Origin of the sequence: Janthinobacterium sp. GMG2 (assembly GCF_033949445.1) — a bacterium.
In the GTDB taxonomy this organism is placed as follows: domain Bacteria; phylum Pseudomonadota; class Gammaproteobacteria; order Burkholderiales; family Burkholderiaceae_D; genus Janthinobacterium; species Janthinobacterium aestuarii.
In genome coordinates this window covers 1,245,448-1,266,761 of the sequence record NZ_JAXAWA010000002.1, presented here as the reverse complement: position 1 = coordinate 1,266,761, position 21,314 = coordinate 1,245,448, and the positions used below count along the sequence as shown (strand labels likewise).

Here is a 21,314-nt window from a genome sequence, read left to right as displayed (position 1 = left end):
TGGACGGTAAGACCGTGTATAAAAAGCCACACGGTGTGTACCTGGCCTTCTGGCGTGTGGCACGCTTTGCCGATTAGTGAAAAAATGGAATTCCTTGATCGCCATCAAATACGGTGCGCAGGCGCGTGCCGCCGACTGACTCTTGTAAAGGAGCATCATGACTGCCTCTGCCCGGCCTGGACCCTTGCTTGTCATCACCGCAGTCATCTTCATCTTGCTGGGCCTGGCACTTGTCGGCGGCGGCGCCTGGCTCGTCAGCCTGGGCGGTTCCTGGTATTACGTCGTGGCCGGTATCGGCATGCTCGTCGCGGGCGCGCTCGTTTGGAAGGGGCGGCGCAGCGCCCAGCTGTTTCTCGCGCTGCTGTTGTTCGCCACCCTGATCTGGTCCGTGATCGAAGTGAAGTTCGACTGGTGGCAATTGCTGCCGCGCCTCGATATCTGGTTCGCCGCCGCCGTCTGGCTGCTGCTGCCCTTCGTCGACCGCCGCCTCGATCCGCCATTGACGGCCGGAGCGAAACCGCGCGACGCGGGCAAGAGCGCGCTGGCCGCCGCCGTGGTACTGACGGCTGCCGTGGGCGTGTTCTCGCTGTTCCAGGACTACTACACCTTGCATGGCGAAGTGCCGGCCGAGAACATGGCGGCCGCACCGCAAGGCGATTTCGCGCCCGGCGTGGCGCCCAACGACTGGGCCGCGTATGGCCGTTCCGGCTATGGCGACCGCTATGCGCCGGCCGCGCAGATCACGCCGGCCAACGCGTCGCAGCTGAAACAGGCATGGGTGTACAACACGGGCGACTTCAAGGGCCCGAACGATCCGGGCGAGATCGCCAACGAAGTCACGCCGCTGAAAGTGAACGGCATGCTGTACCTGTGCACGCCGCATAACATCGTCATCGCGCTCGATCCGGACACGGGCAAGGAGATCTGGCGCCACGATCCGAAGATCAACCGCGACGCATCGACCTACCAGCACATGATCTGCCGCGGCGTCGCCTACTGGGACGTCAACGCGGGCCGCGCCAAGGGCGACCCGGCACCCGAGGCGGCCGGCATGGAATGCCCGCGCCGCATCCTCGCGCCCACCATGGATGCCACCCTGATCGCCGTCAACGCGGATACGGGGGTAGCCTGCAAAAGCTTTGGCGAAAATGGCGTGATCGGCCTGTACCACGGCATGGGCATGAAGAAGCGGGGCTTTTTGATGCCGACGTCGCCGCCGGCCGTGGCGCAAAACGTGGTGGTGATGGCCGCCAGCGTCACCGACAACTTTTCCACGGAAGAGCCGTCCGGCGTGATACGCGGCTACGATCCCGTCACGGGCAAGTTGATGTGGAACTGGGATGCCTCGAACCCCGACGACACGGCGCCGATTGCCGATGGCAAGACCTACACGAACAATTCGCCCAATTCCTGGGGCGTATCCAGCGTCGATGAAAAGCTGGGCATGGTGTACATCCCGATGGGCAATGAAACACCGGACACGTGGGGCGGCAACCGCAATCCCCATGGCGAGAAATACAATAGCGCCATCGTCGCGCTGGACCTGGCGACGGGCAAGGTACGCTGGGTCTACCAGACCGTGCACCACGATATCTGGGACATGGATATCGGCGGCCAGCCCACTCTGGTCGACATCGACACGCCGAAAGGCAAAGTGCCGTCCGTCGTGGCCACGACGAAACGCGGCGACATCTATGTGATCGACCGGCGCGATGGCAGCCTGGTCGTGCCGGCGCCGGAAAAACCGGTGCCGACGAACAACCCGGCTCCCGGCGACCGCCTGTCGCCCACGCAGCCGTTTTCGGCCCTCACTTTCTTGCCTGAGAAAAACATCAGCGAAACGGATATGTGGGGCACGACGCCGTTCGACCAGCTGGCGTGCCGCATCATCTTCCGCCAGCACCGCTACGAAGGGCCGTTCACGCCGCAAACGGTGGCCGAAGGCAAGATCAAGGGCGCCATCATCTCGCCGGGCCCGCTCGGTATCTTCGAGTGGGGCGGGGCGGCCGTCGATCCGGGCCGGCAATTGCTGCTGGTCAATCCCGACTACATGGGCTTTCTGGAGCGTCTGGTGCCGCGTGCGCAAGCCAATGCGAAGGGCGGCACGGGCTCCGAAATGGGCTTGCAACCGCAGACGGGCGTGCCGTTTGCCGTCGAAATCAAGCCTTTTCTTTCGCCGCTGGGCTTCCCATGCCAGGCGCCGCCGTGGGGCTATATCGCCGCCGTCGACTTGCGCACCATGAAAAAAGTGTGGATGCACAAGAACGGCACCACGCGCGACAGCGCCCCCGTGCCCATCGCCTTGCCGCTGGGCGTGCCCAGCCTGGGCGGCATTAGCACCACGGGCGGCGGCGTGGCCTTCCTCAGCAGCACGCTCGACTACTACATCCGCGGCTACGACGTGCGCAATGGCAAGACCGTATGGAAAGCCCGCCTGCCGGCCGGCGGCCAGGCCACGCCGATGAGCTATGTCTCCGACAAGACGGGCAAGCAATATGTCGTCGTCATGGCCGGCGGCCATGGTTCGCTGGGCACGAAGATGGGCGATAGCCTGGTGGCGTTTGCGTTGCCGGATGAGGCTGTGGAGAAGAAAAAGTAGAAAGTGGAGGGCAAGCACCTGGAAAGAGCTGGGGTCAGTCGCTTCGCGATCGGAATGCGCCCCATTGGTACGCATTCCCCCGACGGGTCTGACCCCAGATTTTATTGCGCCGCCAATCCCAGTTTCAGTCCCACCAGCTTGCCCGGCGCGGCCTCCGTTTTTTCCGGCGCACCGGCGCTGACCCTGGCCGCGGGCGTGCCGTCCTGCTGCAGGGCGGCCAGAATCGCCGCGCTGCGCTGGGTGCCCAGCTTGCTCAAGGCGTCGGCAGCCAGGGGCTGCTTAGCTTCCAGCTGCTCGCGCAAGCCCTTGTAGAAGGCGCCCGTGTCGGCCACTTGCGGCTCGCCTTCGATCAGCTTGCCCAAGCGTTGGAATACGGGGATTTTTGCCGGAGCCGATGCGTCAGCTGATGCGGCCGCTGTGGCAGGAGCGGCCGATTCCGCCGCCTTTTTCTGCTTGTCCAGCTCGGCCTTGCCGAAGCGTTCCGCGTACAGGTCGCGCAGGGCGCTTCGTATCTTGCGTTCACCCAGGTTCAACGGTCCCGGTTCTTCGCCCGCTTCCAGCTTGATGCCGGCCTTGGCGGCGACGGCGCGGCGCACGGCCTGGGCGCGCAGGGCGGCCGCGTCCGTATCGCTGTACTGGCCAGGCACGGCCAGCTTCAGCTGTTCGCGCTTGGCGAGGATTTGCGCCACCTGCTTGATTTTTTCACGCTCGGGCGGTAGCAGTACGGCGCTGCCCGCATCGAAGTCGATCGATTCGAGCTTGTCGGCGCTGATGCCGAGCAAGTTGCCCAGCGCGCGGAACGGCGCCGTGACGATTTTCGTCAGCACATTGCCCACGGCTTTCCAGATCAGGGCGCCATAGCTGAATTGCGGGTCGTTCATGTCGCCCGACACGGGTAAGCCCAGGTCGATGCGCCCGTCGCTATCCTTGAGGATGGCCAGCGCCAGTTCCAGCGGCAGCTTCAAGGCGTCCGGGCTGTCGATGCGCTCGCCCAGGGTCAGCTTGTCGAGCACGATCTGGTTGGTGCCGTCGAGCTGGCGGTTGCGTACCTTGTATTGCAAGTCCAGCGAAATCTTGCCTTCTGCCACCTTGTAGCCGGCGAACTTCATCGTGTACGGCGAGGCGGACACCATGTCGACATTCTTGAAGACGACGTTCAAGTCCGTGTTGTCGGTCGGGGCGAACGGATTTAATTGGCCACGCACGCGGGCCAGGCCGAATTCGTCGATGCGGCCATCGAGTTCGATCTGGCTGCGCGCATCGCGCTTGGTCGACAGGCCCGTGACGACGCCATTGAGTTCATAGATCTTGGCGGCGAACTGGGGCCGCAAGCTGAGGTCGGCAAAATCCAGCTTGGCGTTTTGCAGGCGCACGCGGCGCACGCGCACGGGGAAGGCGGCGTCGGCTGCCGGCGTGGCGGAGGCCGCAGGAGCGGGGGCCGTGGCCGTGGCAGGCTCGGGCGCCTTGACCAGCAGGCGCTGGGCATTGAGGCTGCGGTCGTTTTCGATGATCAGCTGGGCGTTTGGTTCCACCACACGCAGTTCGGGGATGTCGACAAAATCGGGGCCCACGCTGGCCGTCATCTTGTCGGCGCGTACGCTTTTCCATGAGGCAAAGCGTTTGCCATCCGTTTCATTGAGCACGAGGCCGGCAATATCGACGCCGCCCACATAGCGGACCTTGGGCGCTTTCGGCGCGCCGCCGCCCGTCGTCAGACGGCCGCTGCCGGAGAGCGACCCGCTTGCCAGTTTCAATTTGATATGCTGCGCCAGCAACGGTTGCACGGGCGCCAGGGTCAGCTGTTTCAAATTCAGCTGCGCATCGACGGCGCCCGTGCCCGGCACGAACTTGCCATTGGCCGCCAATAGGCCGCCTTCGCGCAGGCCCACGCCCAGTTCAAACGGCAGCGCCTGTTTCATGTCGTTGCTGACGTTTTGCAGTGACAAACGGGCATCCTGCACATTGACCTTGATGCCCGTTCCCGCGTCATCGAAACGGGCGCCGAACTTGCTCAGTTCTACCTTGTCTACCTTGGTGGACCAGGGCGCGGATGGCGCGTCCTTGGCAGGGGCGGCCTTGCTGGAGGCAAACACGGGCAGCTTTTGCGCAATCGCAAATTCCCCCTGGCGGTTGCGCGCCAGGTCGATCTGCGCGCCGCTGGCCGTCACGGCGCCCAGGTGCACGGTATGCGCGGCCAGATCGATCTTGCCTTCTGTAAAGCCCAGTTGGGCCAGCTTGAACGGCGTTTGCGCGCCCCGTTGCATGGTGAGGTCGGCCAGGCCGAACTGTGCGCCGTCGATGACGGTGGCCATGCCCGATGGACCTTGCTGCAAGCCCAGCTGCAAGTTCAGCTGCAGCTGTCTGGCGCTCAGCTGCAAGGCCGGCGAGACGGTTTCATCGATGGCGGACACGTCCACATTGGCCAGCGCCAGCTGTTTCAAGTCCACTTTCCACTTGCCGGGCGTGGCTGGTGCGGCGGGCGTGGTGGCGGCCGATGCTGCTGGCGCCGGATTACCCGACAGCATCAGGTTCGCCACGTCGATCTCGCCCTTGCTGTCGCGGCGCACGGCCACCTTGCCGCCGTACAAGTTGACCTTGTCGACCGTGACCTTCTGGCCTGCCAGATCCACGTTCACGCCGGCGATGCCCAAAGTGTTCAGCGACGTAAAGGCGTCGCTCTTGCCACTTTGTACCAGCGCCAAATCGCGCAAGGCGAGGCCGGCGCCTTTGACGGTCGCTTCCAGCTTGCCGTCCGCATAGGAAAAGGCGTAAGGCAGGCGCGCCGACAGCTTGCCGCTGGCGACAGTCGCGCGCGTATAGGCTTTCAAATACGCGGCCAGGCCGGGCAGGGAAGCGTCGTTCAGTATCAGTTCGCCTTCGCCACGGATGGGGCTGAGCGAAGCCGTGCCGCGCCAGTGCAGCTTGCCGCCGCGCGCCGCATCGGCACTGAGGCTGTAGCTGCCGTTGGCGTCGGGCAGGGTGGAGATATTATCGAGCGTAAAGTTGATCGGCGTGAAGTTGTCCGCATAGCCGGCCTTCTGGTCTTGCCAGTCCACTTTGCCTTGTTCCAGCGCAAAGTGGGCGATGACGAGGCGCGGCATGCCGCCTTCGCTCTTTTCCGGATGGTTGCGTTGCCAGGTGGCCAGCACTTCGGCCAGGTTGAACTTGCCGTCCGGCGTAATCGTCAGTTGCGCTTGCGGCGCCGTGATGCGGATTTCCGCCAGGCTCCAGGCACGGCGGACGATGGATTTCCATTCCAGCTGCACGGCCAGGGCGCCGATGGACAGCAGCGGTGCATTGTTTGCGCTGGCCGCTTCCTTGAAAGCGATCTTGTCCGCTTCCAGGCGCAGGGTAAACGGGTTGAAGCGCACGTCGGCGATGCTGGCCTGGCGCGCGAGTTCTTTTTCTGCAAATTTGGGTAGCTGGTTTTTGATGACGTAGGGCACCAGCCAGAAGCCGGCCGCACTGTAGGCGGCCAGGGCGCAGCCCGTGCCCAGGGCCCAGCGCTGCCAGCGTTTCCAGCGAAATGTTTTCGTCTGCACGCTTTTGTTGTCGATTGTGTTCACGAACTTACCTTTTAGTATCTTGTTGGGCGGCACGTCTTGCGCGCCGTGACTGTCAGTATGCCTCTTTGCGGCCTCGTCTGCAAAATCCAAACGTGTTCAAGTGATAACAGGCGCCAGAGGGAGCTAGTTTCTTCTGTAAAACTCACACAAACTCACCTTTTCTTGATAATGATTCTCATTATCGGTATCATGTCCGCTAACCGTAAGTTTCCGCTCGCCCTAATTTTCCAATTGAAAGCCTGACGCCATGCCTGTTGCCACTCCCCGCACCCGTTTACTTCCAGTGGCGGCAGCCTTGTCGCTGGCCTTCGCTTCCCACGCCGCGCTGGCGGCCAAGGCGGCCAGCGGCCAGGACGAGCCGACGGCTGGCGATGAGAAAGTCATGCAAGCCGTGCAGGTGACGGGCGCCCGCGCGCAAGGACTGGTGCCGTTGACCACGGAGGCGGGCAGCTTTCGGGGCGCCAGCATCATGGACGTGCCGTCGACCGTCAACGTGATCACGCGCGAATTGCTGGAGCAGCAAGCCGTGTCCGGCCTGTACGACGCCGTGCGTAATACGGCCGGCGTGACGCGCCAGCAAAATGGGGGCGAGACGTGGGATCAGCTGGTGATACGCGGCATTGCCGTGGAAAACCGCACGAATTACCGCCTCAACGGCTCCATGCCCATCATGAACTTCTCGCAAGTGCCCATGGAAAACAAGGAGCGGGTGGAAGTGCTGAAGGGCGCTTCGGCCCTGTACTACGGCTTTACGTCGCCGGCCGGCGTCGTCAACTTCGTTACCAAGCGGGCCGGCAGCCAGCCCGTCACCAGCATGGGCTTGAGCCTTGATGACCGTGGCAGTGCCGTGGCGAATGTCGACGTGGCGCGCCGTTTTGGTGCGCAGCAGGAATTCGGCGTGCGCATCAATGCCGCTGGCGGCACCCTCGGTTCCTACCTGGATGATGTCGGCAATGGCAACCGCCGCTTCCTTTCCACGGCGCTCGACTGGAGAGTGACGAACAAATTGCTGCTCAAGGCCGACCTCGAGTACGAGCGCCGCAGGGTGACGGAGCAGGCGGGCGTGGCCTTGCCAACGGCCGTGAAAGGGGTGATCAGCTTGCCGCGCGCCGTCGATCCGCGCAAGCTGATCGGCCCGGACTGGTCGAATTTCGAAGCGCAAACGAAAAACGCGCAATTGCGCGCCGACTACGCCATCGCCGATGGCTGGGCCTTGACGGTGGAGGCGGGCCACGCGGAAACGGCGCGCGACCGCCGCCTGGCGATCTTCCGCCTGAACAACGCGGCCGCGCTGGCCACGGGCGCGGGCCGCATCACGGGCAATATCCAGCACAGCGTGATGGCGTCGGACTTGCTGCGCGCCGAACTGGCCGGCAATTTCGCCACGGGTTTCATCGCCCATGAACTGACCCTGGGCGCGTCGCGCACGGACAAGTCGCAAGATCCGATTTACCAGAGCAATTACACGATCGCCTCGCAAAACCTGTACAACCCAGTGCCCGTGACGACTGTCGTGTTCGGCCCCAAGCCGACGGCGCCGACGACGGCCGGGCTCGACACGCGCGACACGGGCTTGTATGCGCTCGACCGCATGGTTTTCAGCCAGCAATGGCAAAGCGTCATCGGCGTGCGCCGCAGCAGCTATCAAAGCGACCAGGGCGCCAGCCACTACGACGTCAGCAAGACGACGCCGATGGCCTCATTGATCTACAAGGCCACGCCCGAGCTGTCGTTCTACGCCTCCACGGCGCGGGGGCTGGAAGAGGGCGAAACGGGCCCGACGGGCACGGTCAACCAGGGCGTCAAGATGGCGCCTGGCGTGAGTAAACAAAAGGAGCTGGGCGCACGCTGGCTGACGCCGGGCGGTACCTTGCTGTCGGCGGCGCTGTTCGACATCACGCGCCCCGGCTATTACACGAATACCAGCAATGTATTCACCTCGGACGGCGAACAGCGCTACCGTGGCCTGGAACTGTCGACCCAGGGCAAGCTGACGCGCCAGTTGTCGTGGCAGACGTCGGCCCAGTTCCTCGATCCAAGCTTTGCGCACATCAACGCCGACTACAACGGCAAGGCGCCGGAAAACGCGTCGAAACGCACGGCCAGCGTCTTCCTCGCCTACGCGTTTGACACCGTGCCGGGCCTGTCCGTCAACGGCGGCGCGTATTACTACAGCGCCCGTCCCGTCAACGACCTGAACCAAGCCTTCCTCGGCGGCGTGAGCCTGTTCAGCGCGGGCGCCCGCTATGCTAGCCGCGTGATGGACAAGGCCGTCGTGTGGCAGCTGAACGTGGAAAACGCGGCCGACAAGCGCTACTGGGCTGGCGCCGGCACACGCCTGGCCTCCGGTGCCCCGCGCGCCATCAAGCTGTCGATGAAGGTGGATCTATAAGGCTTGACTTGCGCGCTGTCCACGGGTGACCTGCGCTGATACAATGTTGCCATGTTCATCAGCAAAGGCAAGGCCGGCATCGTCCTGTGGATCGCGTGTATCGCCATCTTCCTGGCCACGCTCGCCCCTACGGTATCGCGCGCGCTGACGGTCGCCAGCGGCCTGGCCGTGCCCAGCCTGGAAATCTGCTCGGTGGCGGGCGGCATGAATATGCTACCCGCAACATTCTCCACGGATAAGCCCGATACCAAGAGCAGCATGCGCATAGGCGATTGCCCGTGCTGCAGCATGCATGCGGCAGCCCTGGATGTGCCGCCCACGACCCTCGTGCTCGCTTCCGGAGAGCTCATCACGGGCTTGCTGCCCCTGCTGTTCTACCAATCCGCCACGCCCTTGTTCGCCTGGACACCTGTCCAGCCTCGCGGGCCGCCTGCCGCTTTCTGATCTGTCCCTTTCCCTGAACTGCCTTGCGCCGCGCGTATCGTGCGCTTGCGTCTGTTCGTCTTGCCCATACAGAATCTGAAAGCAGCACCATGAAACATTTCCCCTTATTGATTTCCCTCGCCATCGCCATGCCCGCCGTGGCGCAAACCCGCACTGAACAGGTTTTGCCCGAGATGAAAGTCATCGTCACGGCCATAGGCGACGGCTACCGTCCCGCCGCCGACACGGCGCTCATGTTGTCCAGCACGCCTGGCTACAGCGTGGCGGCCGGCGGCGGCGTGTCCGGCTTGCCGGTGGTCAATGGCTTTGCCGATGACCGGCTGAAAATACGCATCGACGGCATGGAACTGACGTCGGCCTGCGCCAACCACATGAATGCGCCGCTGTCGTATATCGATCCGCAGCAGGTGCAGCGCATCCGTCTGATCGCGGGCGTGACACCCGTCAGCGCGGGCGGCGACAGCATAGGCGGCACCATCGAAGTGCAGTCGAACGCGCCCGTGTTCGCCCAGCCCGGCGCGGGCCTGCTCACGCAAGGCAGCTTTGCCGTGTCGGGACGCAGCGTCAACAACAGCGTGGCGACCAGCGTGAACGCGTCGGCCGCCAGCGACAGCCTGAGCGTCGGCTACAGCGGTGCCTACACGCGCGGTCACAGTTATGAGGATGGCCACGGCAATAAAGTGCTGGCCAGCATGTTTGAAAGCATCAACCAGTCCATCGTGCTGGCGGCGAAGCGCGATGGCCAGCAGCTGACCCTGCGTGCCGGCGTGCAGCACATCCCGTACCAGGGATTTCCCAACCAGTACATGGACATGACGGACAACCACGGCCAGTTCGCCAACCTCGCTTACCAGGGCACATTTGCCTGGGGCGTGTTTGACGCGCGCGCCTACTGGCAGCAGACGGATCATGAAATGGGTTTCTTTACGCCCGAGCGCAAAGGTTCGATGCCGATGATCACGCACGGGCGCAACACGGGCTATGCGCTGATGGCCAGCCTGCCGACCGCTGCGGGCGAGTTGCGCCTGGGCCAGGAGTGGCACGGCTTCCGCCTCGACGATTACTGGCCGGCTGTGCCCGGTTCCATGATGATGGGACCGCGCACCTACCTGAACATCAACGACGGCAAGCGCGACCGCACCGTGCTGTTCGGCGAACTGGAAACGCGCCACGATGCGCGCTGGACGAGCGTGCTGGGCTTGCGCGGCGAATCCGTGCGCATGGACACGGGCGACGTGCAATCGTACGGCACCAACATGATGAACATGCCGGACGTGATGGCCGCCAGGGCTTTCAATGCGCGCAGCCGCAGCCAGCGCGACACGAATATCGATGCTTCCGCGCAAGCCACGTTCACGCCAGACTCGGCCAGCAGCTATGAATTCGCGCTGGCGCGCAAGGTGCGCTCGCCCAACCTGTACGAGCGCTACTCGTGGGGCCGGGGTTCGATGGCGATGACCATGACCAACTGGTTTGGCGATGGCAACGGCTATGTGGGCGATATCGACCTCAAGCCCGAAACCGCTTACACGGCGGGGTTCACGGCCGACTGGCATGGCGGCGGCGAGGAGGGCTGGTTCGTGCGCCTCAACCCCTATTACAGCAAGGTCGACAATTACATCGACGTCGACGTGCTGTCATCTTTCCACCCGTACATGAAAATGGGCGCCAACGGCAATTTGCTGCGCTTTGCCAACCACGACGCCAAGCTGTACGGCGCCAATCTGGCGTGGCAGCTGCCACTGACGAGCAGTGCACGCTGGGGCAGTTTCATGGCGACAGGTAACGCCGCATACACGCGGGGCAAGCGCAGCGATGGCGGCGACCTGTACCGCATGATGCCGTTCAACGCCTTGCTGGCCGTCGAGCACAAGCTGGGCGCCTGGAGCAACCGCATCGAAACGAAGATCGTGGCCCGCAAGGACAAGGTCGACGCGCGCCGCGTCGAACCGGAAACAGGCGGCTACGCGCTCGTCAACCTGCGCAGCAGCGTAGCGCTGAGCAAGATGGCCAGCCTGAGCGCGGGCGTGAGCAACCTGTTCAACCGCGCGTATGCAGACCCGCTGGGTGGCGTGTATTTGTCCGGCTTGAAAGCGAACGGCGGCGCCTTGCAAGCGTTGCCGGCCGAGGGCAGGTCGATTGATCTGGGGCTGCAACTGAAGTTCTAAGGCGGGCAATCAGCGGGCGCCTTCCTGCGCGGATGCGGAAGGACGGCGCCTGCTGGCATTGCCGCATCGGCGAGCGCCTGGGGTTTGTGACAATGTGCGCGTGTATCTTTTTCAACACCATCCTCTGACTATCCGGCACAGCGCCATCAATTTCCGCCTCCGTTCTTTTTTCGCCGTGATCCCGTGAGGACGCGCAGCGCGGTGGCGATCGGCACCTTGTTCTTGGCGAGGTAGGCGGCGGCCGTGGCCGTATCGAGCATTTCCTGAAAAATAATGCCGACTTCGACCTTTTGGGCCGTCAAATCGTCCTGCCTTGCGCAGTCGAGGATATCCATATTTGTAGCAGTGACTTTGTCATTCTTGGAGCGCATTTTTGCCTCGGTGGAAAAGAGAAAAAATGTCTCCTTTTATTTGCCTTTAAGATAACTTATTTTTCTGACTTTGTGGTAATTTTTCTTTAATCGATAGTGCATTCAGGAATTAAATTTAGCTATCATCAGGGATAGGGCTGCCGGTTCTGGTATTGCTTGACGGAACATTTGGCTGCATAGTGGGAACTGCAATCAAACGGCGGTTAGCTGATGAGGCCCAAAAATTATGACAAGTAATGCCAAACTGGCCGTCCTGATCGATGCGGACAATGCCCAGGCGTCGATCATCAAGGAGTTGCTGACGGAAGTATCGACTTTTGGTACCGCATCGGTGAAGCGTGCTTATGGAGACTGGACGACGCCCAATTTGAAGGGTTGGAAGGAAATCCTGCATTTGATGGCCATTCAGCCGATCCAGCAATTCAGCTATACGACAGGTAAAAATTCGACGGATTCATCGTTGATCATCGACGCCATGGACTTGCTGCACTCGGAAAAACTGGACGGCTTTTGCCTGGTATCGTCCGACAGTGATTTCACGCGCCTTGCGACACGGATTCGCGAATCAGGACTGGCCGTATATGGTTTTGGCGAAAGAAAGACGCCGCCAGCCTTCGTCGCCGCCTGCGACAAGTTTGTTTATACGGAGATCTTGCGGCCGGTGACACCGCCGCCTTTGGCAGAAAAGCAGCAAAAACCGCTACATGCGATGGCGCCTGTCTCCCTCGACGCGGATACGCGGGAAGTGTTGCGCAAGGCCATTATCGCCGCGGCGCGCGATGACGGTTTTGCCTCCTTGAGCAGCGTCGGCAGTCTGATCCTGAAAAATAACCCGGCCTTCGACCCGCGCCACTATGGCTGCCAGAAATTGAGTGAGCTGGTGCGCCGCCTTCCTTTCGTTGAAGTCAAAGAAGTTCAAAGCGAAAAGAATCCTGCCATGCATCTGTACATCAAATTGAAATAGGGAAGCAGCCGGGCCATCATGACAGATGATCCCCCGTCACCCATTGCCTGATCATCCATCGTTTGCCAGCGGCGCCCGCATGCGGTCTAATCATGGTTTGTTCCTTCACGAGGTTGACATGCTGCCCACTTCCGCCATCGTCGCGCTGCGCGAAAAATTTCCCCTGATTACAGAACTGATGGCCTTGCAGCCCTTGAGCTGGTTCAATCCCGGCATTGGGCCGGCGGCCGAGGGCCTGAAAGACGTGGGCTTGACGGCCGATGACGTGGCGCAGGCCAGCGCGCGTCTGGCGCGTTTTGCGCCGTATCTGGCCAAGGCTTTCCCGGAAACGCAGGCCAGCGGCGGCATCATCGAGTCGCCCGTCGTACCGTTGCCCGCCATGCAGGCGGCGCTGGGTTTGGCGTTAGACATGACAAGCGGTCAGCTGTGGCTCAAGCAGGATAGCCATTTGCCCATTTCCGGCTCGATCAAAGCGCGCGGCGGCATCTATGAAGTGCTGAAACACGCGGAAATGCTGGCGCTGGACGCGGGCTTGCTGAAAGAAGGCGATGATTACAGCCTGCTGGCCAGCGACGCCGTACGGGCGTTTTTCGGCCAGTATGCGATCGCCGTCGGCTCGACGGGCAACCTGGGTTTGTCGATCGGCATCATGAGCGCGCGCCTTGGCTTTCGCGCCACTGTGCACATGTCGGCTGACGCGCGGCAATGGAAGAAGGACAAATTGCGCAGCCACGGCGTCACCGTCGTCGAGTACGCGACCGACTACAGCGTGGCCGTGGAAGCGGGGCGCAAGCAGGCGGAAAGCGATCCGACCTGCCACTTCGTTGACGATGAAAATTCGCACGATCTGTTTCTCGGCTACGCGGTGGCGGGCCAGCGCCTGAAAGCCCAGTTCGCCGCAAAGAACGTCACGGTCGATGCTGAGCACCCCTTGTTCGTGTACCTGCCGTGCGGCGTGGGCGGCGGCCCCGGCGGCGTGGCCTTCGGCTTGAAGCTGGCCTTTGGCGACGATGTCCACTGCATCTTCGTCGAGCCGACCCACTCGCCATGCATGCTGCTGGGCGTGTACACGGGCTTGCATGATGGCATCAGCGTGCAGGAAATCGGCATTGACAACCTCACGGCCGCCGATGGCCTGGCCGTGGGACGCCCGTCCGGCTTTGTCGGGCGCGCCATGCAGCGGCTGATCGACGGCTACGCCACCGTCACGGATGAAGAACTGTACCGCTTGCTAGCGACCTTGGAACAAACGCAAGGCTTGCGCCTGGAACCGTCGGCCGTGGCCGGATTCGCGGGCATTCCTGCCGTGCTGGCCGCGCCGCAATACCGGCAGCACCTGGAAACGGCCACGCACCTGGTGTGGGGCACGGGTGGCAGCATGGTGCCGGAGCACGAAATGGCCGCTTACGTGGCGCGCGGCCGCGCCTTGCTGGCGGCTGGCGCCGCTTGATGCCGGCCGGCGCTCCGCGCATGGCGACGCTGACGGCCAGCCAGTTTGCCAACCTGCACACGTTTCTCGTGGCAGCGCGCCATGCCAGTTTTGCGCTGGCCGCGCAGGAACTGGCGCTCACGCCCAGCGCCGTCAGCCACCGCATCGCGCGGCTGGAAGCGGGTCTGGGTCTGCGCTTGTTCGAGCGCCTGACGCGGCAGGTCAAGCTGACGCAGGATGGCGAGCGCATCTTCACCGCGCTGCAAATCGGCTGGGATGGCTTGCATGCGGCGCTGGCCGGCGGCGATGCGCTCACGGGCAGCATCACCATGCATGCGCGCCCCTCCATCGCCCAGTGCTGGCTGGTGCCGCGCCTGGCAGGTTTCACGGCGCAGTATCCGGACGTGTCGATCGATTTGCGCGTGGGAAATGATAGCGTGGACTTTCGCGCGGGCCAGGTCGACCTGGCTTTGCATTACGGCGACGGCAGCTTTCCCGGCCTGGCTTCGCGCAAGCTGATGGGCGAATGGCTGGCGCCCGTGTGCAGTCCGGACTATGCGCGCCAGCACGGCTTGCTCGATGCGCCGTATCAGCTTCAAGGCGCGACGGTGCTGCACGACACCCTGGCCTGGCCCGCCTGCGCGCCCGATGCCGAGTGGCGGCTGTGGCTGGAAGGGCAGGCGCCCGGCGTGAACTTGCCCGCGCGCAGCCTGCGTTTCGACCGCGCCGACCTGTGTGCGCAGGCGGCCATCCACCACGCGGGCGTGGCCATGGGCCGGCGCCAGCTGGTGCAGCCGTGGCTAGATAGCGGCCAGCTGATCCTGCCGTTTGGCGGCTTTGCCTTGCCCAGCCCGCAGGCGTATTACCTCGTGCACAGCGGACGCGCCGCGCTGCCGGCAAGAGTGCAGGCCTTGTTCGATTGGCTGCTGGGACAGGCAATTTGATACACTGCGCGCCTTGTTCAAGAAAGCGCACGAAGGAAGCACCATGCACGCATCATCCCCACTGACCTCCACGCCGCCACAGGAATTGCGTACGACTGCGCTCGCCTGCCTGCTCGAACCGGACCCGGCAACGAAGGTGGCGATGGTGGCGGCCATGGCCGAAGCCCAGCTTACGCTCGATGCGCACCTGCCTTTGGCGCCGACCGGCCCCGTGCCGGGCCGTCCCGAACGGCCGGAACTGGTGCCGCCGCGTCTGGTGGGGCGGCGGTCGATGATCACGCCGGAAGGGCGCGCCATGCTCGTGCATGCGCTCGCGCACATCGAATTCAATGCGATGAATCTGGCGCTCGACGCGCTGTGGCGCTTCCCGGATTTGCCCTTTGATTACTACACGGACTGGCTGCGCGTGGCGAAGGAGGAGGCCACGCACTTTGCCATGCTGCAGGCGCACCTGCAGGTGCTGGGCCACACGTATGGCGACTTCCCCGGTCACGACAGCCTGTGGGAAATGGTCGACAAGACGCGCGGCGACGTGCTGGCGCGCATGGCGCTCGTGCCGCGCACCCTGGAAGCGCGGGGACTCGATGCGATTCCGCCGCTGCGCGCCAAGCTGGCGCAGGCGGGCGACATGGCCGCCGCCGCCATCCTCGACATCATCCTGCGCGATGAAGTGGGACATGTGGAAATCGGCAACCGCTGGTATGGCTACCTGTGCGATCAAAGGGGCCTGGAGTTGCGCGCCACCTATGCCGAGCTGGCGCTGCGCTACGAAGCGCCGACCCTGCGCGGCCCGTTCAACCTGGAGGCGCGGCGGCGGGCGGGGTTTTCGGAGCTGGAACTGTCCGATCTGCCCGCCTGACCTTGCTTACGGATGGGCCGTGATGCTGATGTGCCAGTGGCTCAGGTGTCCCGTCTCGATGTGCACTTTTGCCGGCTTGGTCCAGGCGCCAGCGCCGGGGATATTGTCGGTAGTGGCGGCGGAAAAACGCCCGTCGACGAGGGCCAGCTTGATGAAGCGGGGGCCGATGTAGATCACGCGCGTGCTGGCCTGCGCCGCTTCCAGGGCCAGCATGGCGCGGTTCGCCGCAATCCACGCCACCAGGGCTGCCAGTTTCGGCTTTTGCGCGGGGTTGGCCACCACTTCCGCCTTGGCGGCATTGATCAGATTTTGAATGGCGGCGCCATCGTTCTGGCCGCCCAGCGCGTCCGTGTAGCCGCCCGCGCCGTCCGCGTAGCGCAAGTCGATCTGCTGGCCGTCGCTGTGGCCGCTGTGGCCGAGGATGGAGCGGCCCGTTGCCGTCTGCGTCACGTGCTGGCCGCTGATGTCGTCGAAGCGGTAGGCCTTGCCTGCCAGCCAGGCGATGGCCAGGCGCGTGGCCCACGAATCGCCGCCAGGGTCGCGCGTGCCATAGCGCCGCGCCGCCAGCGCGGCCTCGTTGTCGGCCAGGTACAGGGGGATGTAGGCCGTGTCGCCCTTGAATTCCACTTGCCCCCCTTCGGCCGGGTCGGAGCTGGCATCGACATTATCGATGCGGCCCTTCAGACGCACCGTGACGACGGCCTTCTTGTCGAGCTTGGCGCCGGCAAAGGCGGGCAGCACCAGGCTGGGAAACTTTACGGTGCCGGCGGTCTTGGTATTGGTCTGGGACAATAAATTCTCCGCGCTGAAGGCGGGATTGCCGCCGCCCGACGAAATGCCGATGTTGACTTCCGTAATCGTCGCCGCCGCCGGCGTGTAGTGCAATTCCATCGGCAAGGTGTGCGTGGCCGTGGCCGTTCCCTGCGAGACGGAAACATACGGCCCCGCCAAATTGCCCGTCAGCTTGATCGGCTGCAGCACGGGGTGGGCGGCCTGGTTCGGTGAGCTGAACTTCGCCAGCGTCACCTTCAAACCCTTGCACGCGAGACTCAGTTCCACCGTCGTCACGGTGGCCAGGGCGCTGTCGCCGATATTCGTGGCGCTGACGTTGCCACCCAGGTTCAGCGCGCCATTGCTGGTTTGCTTGCTGACGTCGACGCACTCCGTCCTGACGATGGTGCCTTGCGTGAAGTGCGACTGGTTGACTGCGCCCGTGGCGGCCAGGTTGACGCCGGGCAGCCCTGTCACGGCGTATGACCAGGTATCGTTGTACTGGCTTTGCGCCGTCGTGTAGGTGGGATACTCGGCCGTGCTGACGGTGATTTTCACGCCCACGTTTTTCGTGCCCTGGGGCACGGTGAAGGCGATGGGCGAGGTGATGGTCTGGTTTTGTGCGGCTGCAATGGCCGTGAAGGTCTTGCTGCCCTCGTCAGCCTGCGGCGTGGCGTCGCCCGCGGCGCGGGGGCTGGCGGGCAGGTCGCGCGCGGGCGGTCCGGCGCCATCCTGCGTGACGCGGCCGGCCGCATAGGTCTGCGCCCCGCCGCGCAAGGCCAGGCTCGCCGCATACGGATAGACGATGTCGACATTGACGTTGCTGCTGTTCTCAAAAACGACGGCGCTGACGCTGACCACGTTCGGGTGGACGAGATCGTTCAAGGTCAGCTGGTAGGTATCGGGCAGCACGCCATCGAAATGGAAGGCGCCCGTGGCGTCGACCACGGCCACCTGGCGCTGGTGGTTGTTGTAGCCGGCCAATAGCATCTTCTTGCCGGCCAGTCCCGTGGCATTGCCGCCCGCCGGGGTGCGCAGCTGTCCTTGCAGCACGATGCCGGATTTGATGACGATCAAGGCATAGCTGGCCGTGAACTCGCCATCCTGCGAGACGAAATTGAGGTTCAGGTCGTAGCTGCCGTTGGGCAAGGATGCGAGCAGTTGTTGCATGGCCGTGGCGCCGATGCTGAAGGTGCCGCTGGCCGCATCGAACGTCCAGTAGGTCTTGAGGCTGATGGCCACGTCATTCGGGCCGGACAGCAGGCCGTCGCTGTCATCCTGCAGGGCCATGGGGGCCGCATCCACGAGGCGGAACGCGAGGCCGCCCGGCTGCAGGCGGTTGTTCGGCCCCAGTCCCGTGATGGCCAGCACGGGCGCCGTGGTCGGCACGCTGCCGTCATCGTTCGGCTCCACATAGGTTTCCACAGCCGTGGGCAGTTGCGTCTGGATCAGCAGGTCCAGGGTCGTGACCTTGCCGCCCTTGCTGAGGGAAAATTGCGCGTGCTGGTCCACGCCCGTGTCGCCGGGCGTGGAAAAGCGCAGGCTGCCGTCCTGCAGCAGCACGTCCGTCACGGCCCCGCTGGCCTTGACGCTGTCGGCGCCATCGGGAAAGCCCAGCTCGGCCAGCGGCAGCACGATCACTTGCGCGGGCCGTACGGGGTCGAGGACGATGCCGTCGCCGGTACTGAAGGTCCATGTCAGGCCGGAGCTCTGGAAGGCGATGCTGCGCTCGATGCGCACGGTGATGGTGTCGGCGGGCGTGACGGTGGCGCCCGCGCCGATGCTGCCGGCCAGCACGTTGCCATCGATGATGGTGCTGCCTGCGGGCGCGCTGGCCAGCACGGCTTGCACGTTGACGGCCGCTTCGCTGCCATTGTTGCGGATGTGTACGCGGTAGGTGTAGTCCCAGGCCGTGCGGTTGACGCGCTGCTCGGCCACTTTTTCCAGCAAGGTCACTTCCAGTTCGCCGGCGGCCTGGGTGGTGCCGCTGGTGGTCGCGGCGGCGGCCAGCATGAGCTTCGGCGCGGCCGGCTGCGTGGGATCGTTCGGCCCGCCGCAGGCGCACAAGGTCAGCGCCAGCGCGGCGCCTGCCAGCTGCCGGCGCCGCAGGCAGGCCATGGCCAGTACGCCCGCCAGCAGCAGCCATGGCGTGGACGGCAGGGCGACGGCGGCCGGCTGCGTGATGCCCGCCTCAAGCTCGATGAAGGAGACGGGGTCGAGGATGGAAAACGGCTGGGCGCCGGGGCTGCCCGCGCCCAGATAATCGAAGGTGACGGAAAAGCCCGTGAGCGTGGCACCGGGGACGATGCCGCCGGCCAGCGCCAGCGCGTCGAGGTAGCCGCTGGCGGGAATGGCGGGATCGGGCTGCACCAGCAGCACGTCCCAGCCTGGTAGCGTGGAGGCGCTGTGCAGGTTGGCGTACTGGCCCACGCTGAAGAACAAGGTGAATTCCTCGATGGGCACGGCCAGGGTGGTATTGCTGACCGTATAGTCGTAGCGCCACTGCGTGCCGCCCAGCGATGTTGCCGTGTAGCCGATGCTGGTCGCGTGCGCGGCGGACATTACGCATAGCAGCAGCGCCAGCAGCGCCTGTTTGATAAAGCTCATGATCGTTCCCCCATAGACTGGCGCCAAGCGTGCCCAAGCAGGAGGTCAAGCAGGAAGCGTTCCTGCATCGATTGTGCTTTAAAAACAAGGGCTTGGCGGCAATGGGACGGAGCAGGTGTCAAATTTTCCGACACGGGACGTCATGGCTGAGCCTGTCAGCGCTGTCCTACCCGTCTTGTCGAAACTGTCTGATTGTATGCCTTGCGGAAACACGCGATGATCGTGTTCATGCTGCAATAGCCAACCAGTCCGACGGAGTACGCGATGCAAAAGCCAGACCAGTCCATCCACGTGAACAAGCCCTTCCTGCTGATCTGCCTGTTTACGTTCTCGACCCTGGCGGCCACCTTGATGAATACGGGCGAGGCCCAGCCGGACGATGCCGCGCCGGCACCCGTGGCGCGCGATGCCGGCCATGGCGCCTTGCCTGTCTGCAGCAGCGATGCGCTCACGCTGTCGGCACATTGCCAGCCGGCGCGCCAGGCTTGATTGCACCCTGCAGCCGCTGCTGCAGCAAGGCCAGCACGGCCGCTTCCTCCGGCGCCAGCGCCTGCAAATCGTCCTGCATCTGCTGCCGCGCCCGCTCGCGCATGCCTTCCAATAAACTGCCATCGAGATACGATTCCAGCACGGCCGGGTGCACATAGCACTTGCGGCAGATCGTCGGCGTGTTGCCCAGCTTCTTGGCCACGGACTCGATCGCCTGCACGATGTTCTTCTTCGCTTGCGCATCGGAATCGACCTGTTCGAACGCCTGCAGGGCCAGCGCGGCCAGCAGGGTGCCGGACCAGGTGCGGAAATCCTTGGCCGTGTAGTCTTCGCCCGTCACCTCGCGCAGGTAATCGTTGACGTCGCCCGAACCGATGCCGTGGCGCGCACCATCCTCATCGACATATTGGAACAGTTCCTGGCCCGGCAGTTCGCGCATGCGCTGCAGCACCCTGGCCAGGCGCCGGTCGCTCAGGCGGATATCGTGGCGCACGCCGCTCTTGCCCTTGAAGTGAAAGGCCACGGCGCTGCCGTCGACCTGCACGTGGCGCGTGCGCAGGGTGGTCAGGCCGAACGATTTGTTCGTGCGCGCATATTCTTCGTTGCCGATGCGCATCATCGTCAATTCCAGCAGGTGCACGATGGTGGCCAGCACTTTTTCACGGGGCAAGCCGGGCAGCTGCATGCCGCGCGCGACGGCGGCGCGGATGGCGGGCAGGGCGCGGCCAAAGCTGAGCATGCGCTCGTATTTCACTTCATCGCGCACCTGGCGCCAGCGCGCATGGTAGCGGTACTGCTTGCGGCCCCGCGCATCGCGCCCCGTCGCCTGCAAATGGCCATTCGCGTGCGGACAGATCCACACGTCCGTCCAGGCCGGCGGGATGGCCAGCGCCTTGATGCGCGCCAGGGTGGCGGCATCGCGCACGATCTGGCCATCTGCGTCGCGGTAACGGAACTTGCCGGGCTTGCCGAATCGGGCGATGCCGCTTTGATGGTCGCCCGTGTAGCGCAGGCCGGCGGCGCGGGCCGTGGTGGTGGCGGATATTTCCATGGATATAGCGTACCTTGTACGCCGCGCACCTGCCGCGCCGTTATGCTAAGGTGCGCATTCGTAACGCCGTGCGCGGCAGACAGGAGCAGCAGATGTTTGGCAGAAAAAAGAATCTGGAAGAAGACCACGCCCCCCAAGCCGACAAGCAGTATGAAAAGAAATACACGGATGACAGCTTCTGGGACAAGGTCGTCAAGTTCGCCAAGACGGCGGGACGCGAAGTCATCGAGAAAGCCCTGTGGCTGTACTACGCGGCGCAGCAGCCGAACACCCCGTTGTGGGCCAAGACGGCCATCTACGGCGCGCTCGGCTATTTCATTTCGCCCATCGATGCGATTCCCGACATCACGCCCGTGGTCGGCTATGCGGATGACCTGGCCGTGCTGGCGGCGGCTGTCGCCACGGTGGCCACCTACATCACGGCCGAGGTCAAGGAACGGGCCGCCGAGAAACTGCGCGGCTGGTTCGGCGCCTAGCTTGCCGGAGCGGGCTGGCCCGGCTGGCCCTTGATGGCGTTGCGGTATTTGGCCCTGGCCTCGGCCTTCTTGACCGCCTCGTTGGCGATGTTCTGCGCCTTGATGCGGGCTTTTTCACTCTTGCTGCGCTGCTGCGCCACGTCCTTGTTGCCGATGCGGTTCGTCATGCCGGTCTCCTCGTTGA

15 protein-coding genes are annotated in these 21,314 nt (G+C 63.9%); 10 read left to right on the top strand and 5 right to left on the bottom strand.

Going from position 1 to position 21,314, the window contains the following annotated elements; all coding sequences use genetic code 11:
- The first annotated feature begins 157 nt into the window (after window positions 1-157).
- Window positions 158-2,599: a membrane-bound PQQ-dependent dehydrogenase, glucose/quinate/shikimate family gene (locus SKZ59_RS11760; protein ID WP_319991846.1), complete on the top strand. Its 2,442-nt coding sequence runs from the start codon at window positions 158-160 to the stop codon at window positions 2,597-2,599.
- 101 nt (window positions 2,600-2,700) lie between these two features.
- Here the strand turns inward: SKZ59_RS11760 and SKZ59_RS11755 are convergent, their stop codons facing one another.
- Entirely contained in the window at window positions 2,701-6,165 is a 3,465-nt protein-coding gene (locus SKZ59_RS11755) for a DUF748 domain-containing protein (RefSeq protein ID WP_319991845.1), read from the bottom strand.
- Between the two features lie 247 nt (window positions 6,166-6,412).
- Between SKZ59_RS11755 and SKZ59_RS11750 the strand changes: the two genes are divergently transcribed.
- From SKZ59_RS11750 to SKZ59_RS11740, 3 genes are all read left to right on the top strand, one after another.
- Window positions 6,413-8,557 (top strand): TonB-dependent receptor, encoded by a 2,145-nt coding sequence (locus tag SKZ59_RS11750; protein ID WP_319991844.1) that lies wholly within the window; start codon window positions 6,413-6,415, stop codon window positions 8,555-8,557.
- A gap of 51 nt (window positions 8,558-8,608) precedes the next feature.
- A complete protein-coding gene (locus SKZ59_RS11745; RefSeq protein WP_070305881.1) occupies window positions 8,609-9,001 on the top strand; it encodes a DUF2946 domain-containing protein in 393 nt (130 codons plus the stop codon).
- A gap of 89 nt (window positions 9,002-9,090) precedes the next feature.
- Window positions 9,091-11,169 carry a TonB-dependent receptor gene (locus SKZ59_RS11740; RefSeq protein WP_319991843.1) on the top strand — a complete coding sequence of 693 codons (2,079 nt, stop codon included), beginning with the start codon at window positions 9,091-9,093 and terminating at the stop codon, window positions 11,167-11,169.
- Between the two features lie 146 nt (window positions 11,170-11,315).
- On the opposite strand, the gene SKZ59_RS11735 is transcribed toward SKZ59_RS11740, so the two are convergent.
- Window positions 11,316-11,504 (bottom strand): hypothetical protein, encoded by a 189-nt coding sequence (locus tag SKZ59_RS11735; RefSeq protein ID WP_139143517.1) that lies wholly within the window; start codon window positions 11,502-11,504, stop codon window positions 11,316-11,318.
- A 262-nt stretch (window positions 11,505-11,766) separates the two neighbouring features.
- Here SKZ59_RS11735 and SKZ59_RS11730 point away from each other — a divergent pair, with 262 nt between their 5' ends.
- The 4 genes from SKZ59_RS11730 to SKZ59_RS11715 all read left to right on the top strand — a co-directional run bounded on the left by SKZ59_RS11730 (window position 11,767) and on the right by SKZ59_RS11715 (window position 15,736).
- Window positions 11,767-12,504 carry an NYN domain-containing protein gene (locus SKZ59_RS11730; RefSeq protein WP_319991842.1) on the top strand — a complete coding sequence of 246 codons (738 nt, stop codon included), beginning with the start codon at window positions 11,767-11,769 and terminating at the stop codon, window positions 12,502-12,504.
- Between the two features lie 118 nt (window positions 12,505-12,622).
- Window positions 12,623-13,954, top strand: a complete 1,332-nt coding sequence (locus SKZ59_RS11725) for a D-serine ammonia-lyase (RefSeq protein WP_319991841.1) — start codon at window positions 12,623-12,625, stop codon at window positions 13,952-13,954.
- Between the two features lie 20 nt (window positions 13,955-13,974).
- Window positions 13,975-14,877 (top strand): DNA-binding transcriptional regulator DsdC, encoded by a 903-nt coding sequence (dsdC, locus tag SKZ59_RS11720; protein ID WP_319991840.1) that lies wholly within the window; start codon window positions 13,975-13,977, stop codon window positions 14,875-14,877.
- 43 nt (window positions 14,878-14,920) lie between these two features.
- Entirely contained in the window at window positions 14,921-15,736 is an 816-nt protein-coding gene (locus SKZ59_RS11715) for a ferritin-like domain-containing protein (RefSeq protein ID WP_319991839.1), read from the top strand.
- A gap of 6 nt (window positions 15,737-15,742) precedes the next feature.
- Here SKZ59_RS11715 and SKZ59_RS11710 read toward each other — a convergent pair whose 3' ends face one another.
- Entirely contained in the window at window positions 15,743-19,114 is a 3,372-nt protein-coding gene (locus tag SKZ59_RS11710) for a hypothetical protein (RefSeq protein WP_319991838.1), read from the bottom strand.
- Between the two features lie 264 nt (window positions 19,115-19,378).
- On the opposite strand from SKZ59_RS11710, the gene SKZ59_RS11705 reads away from it, so the two are divergent.
- Window positions 19,379-19,603, top strand: coding sequence for a hypothetical protein (locus tag SKZ59_RS11705; RefSeq protein ID WP_319991837.1), 225 nt, complete (start codon window positions 19,379-19,381; stop codon window positions 19,601-19,603).
- On the opposite strand, the gene SKZ59_RS11700 is transcribed toward SKZ59_RS11705, so the two are convergent.
- Window positions 19,563-20,654 carry a DNA topoisomerase IB gene (locus SKZ59_RS11700; protein ID WP_319991836.1) on the bottom strand — a complete coding sequence of 364 codons (1,092 nt, stop codon included), beginning with the start codon at window positions 20,652-20,654 and terminating at the stop codon, window positions 19,563-19,565. The two genes, SKZ59_RS11705 and SKZ59_RS11700, sit on opposite strands and share 41 nt — an antisense overlap.
- A 92-nt stretch (window positions 20,655-20,746) precedes the next feature.
- On the opposite strand from SKZ59_RS11700, the gene SKZ59_RS11695 reads away from it, so the two are divergent.
- Window positions 20,747-21,130, top strand: a complete 384-nt coding sequence (locus SKZ59_RS11695) for a YkvA family protein (protein WP_046685558.1) — start codon at window positions 20,747-20,749, stop codon at window positions 21,128-21,130.
- Here SKZ59_RS11695 and SKZ59_RS11690 read toward each other — a convergent pair.
- Entirely contained in the window at window positions 21,127-21,297 is a 171-nt protein-coding gene (locus tag SKZ59_RS11690; RefSeq protein WP_319991835.1) for a hypothetical protein, read from the bottom strand. The two genes, SKZ59_RS11695 and SKZ59_RS11690, sit on opposite strands and share 4 nt — an antisense overlap.
- Window positions 21,298-21,314: the final 17 nt, after the last annotated feature.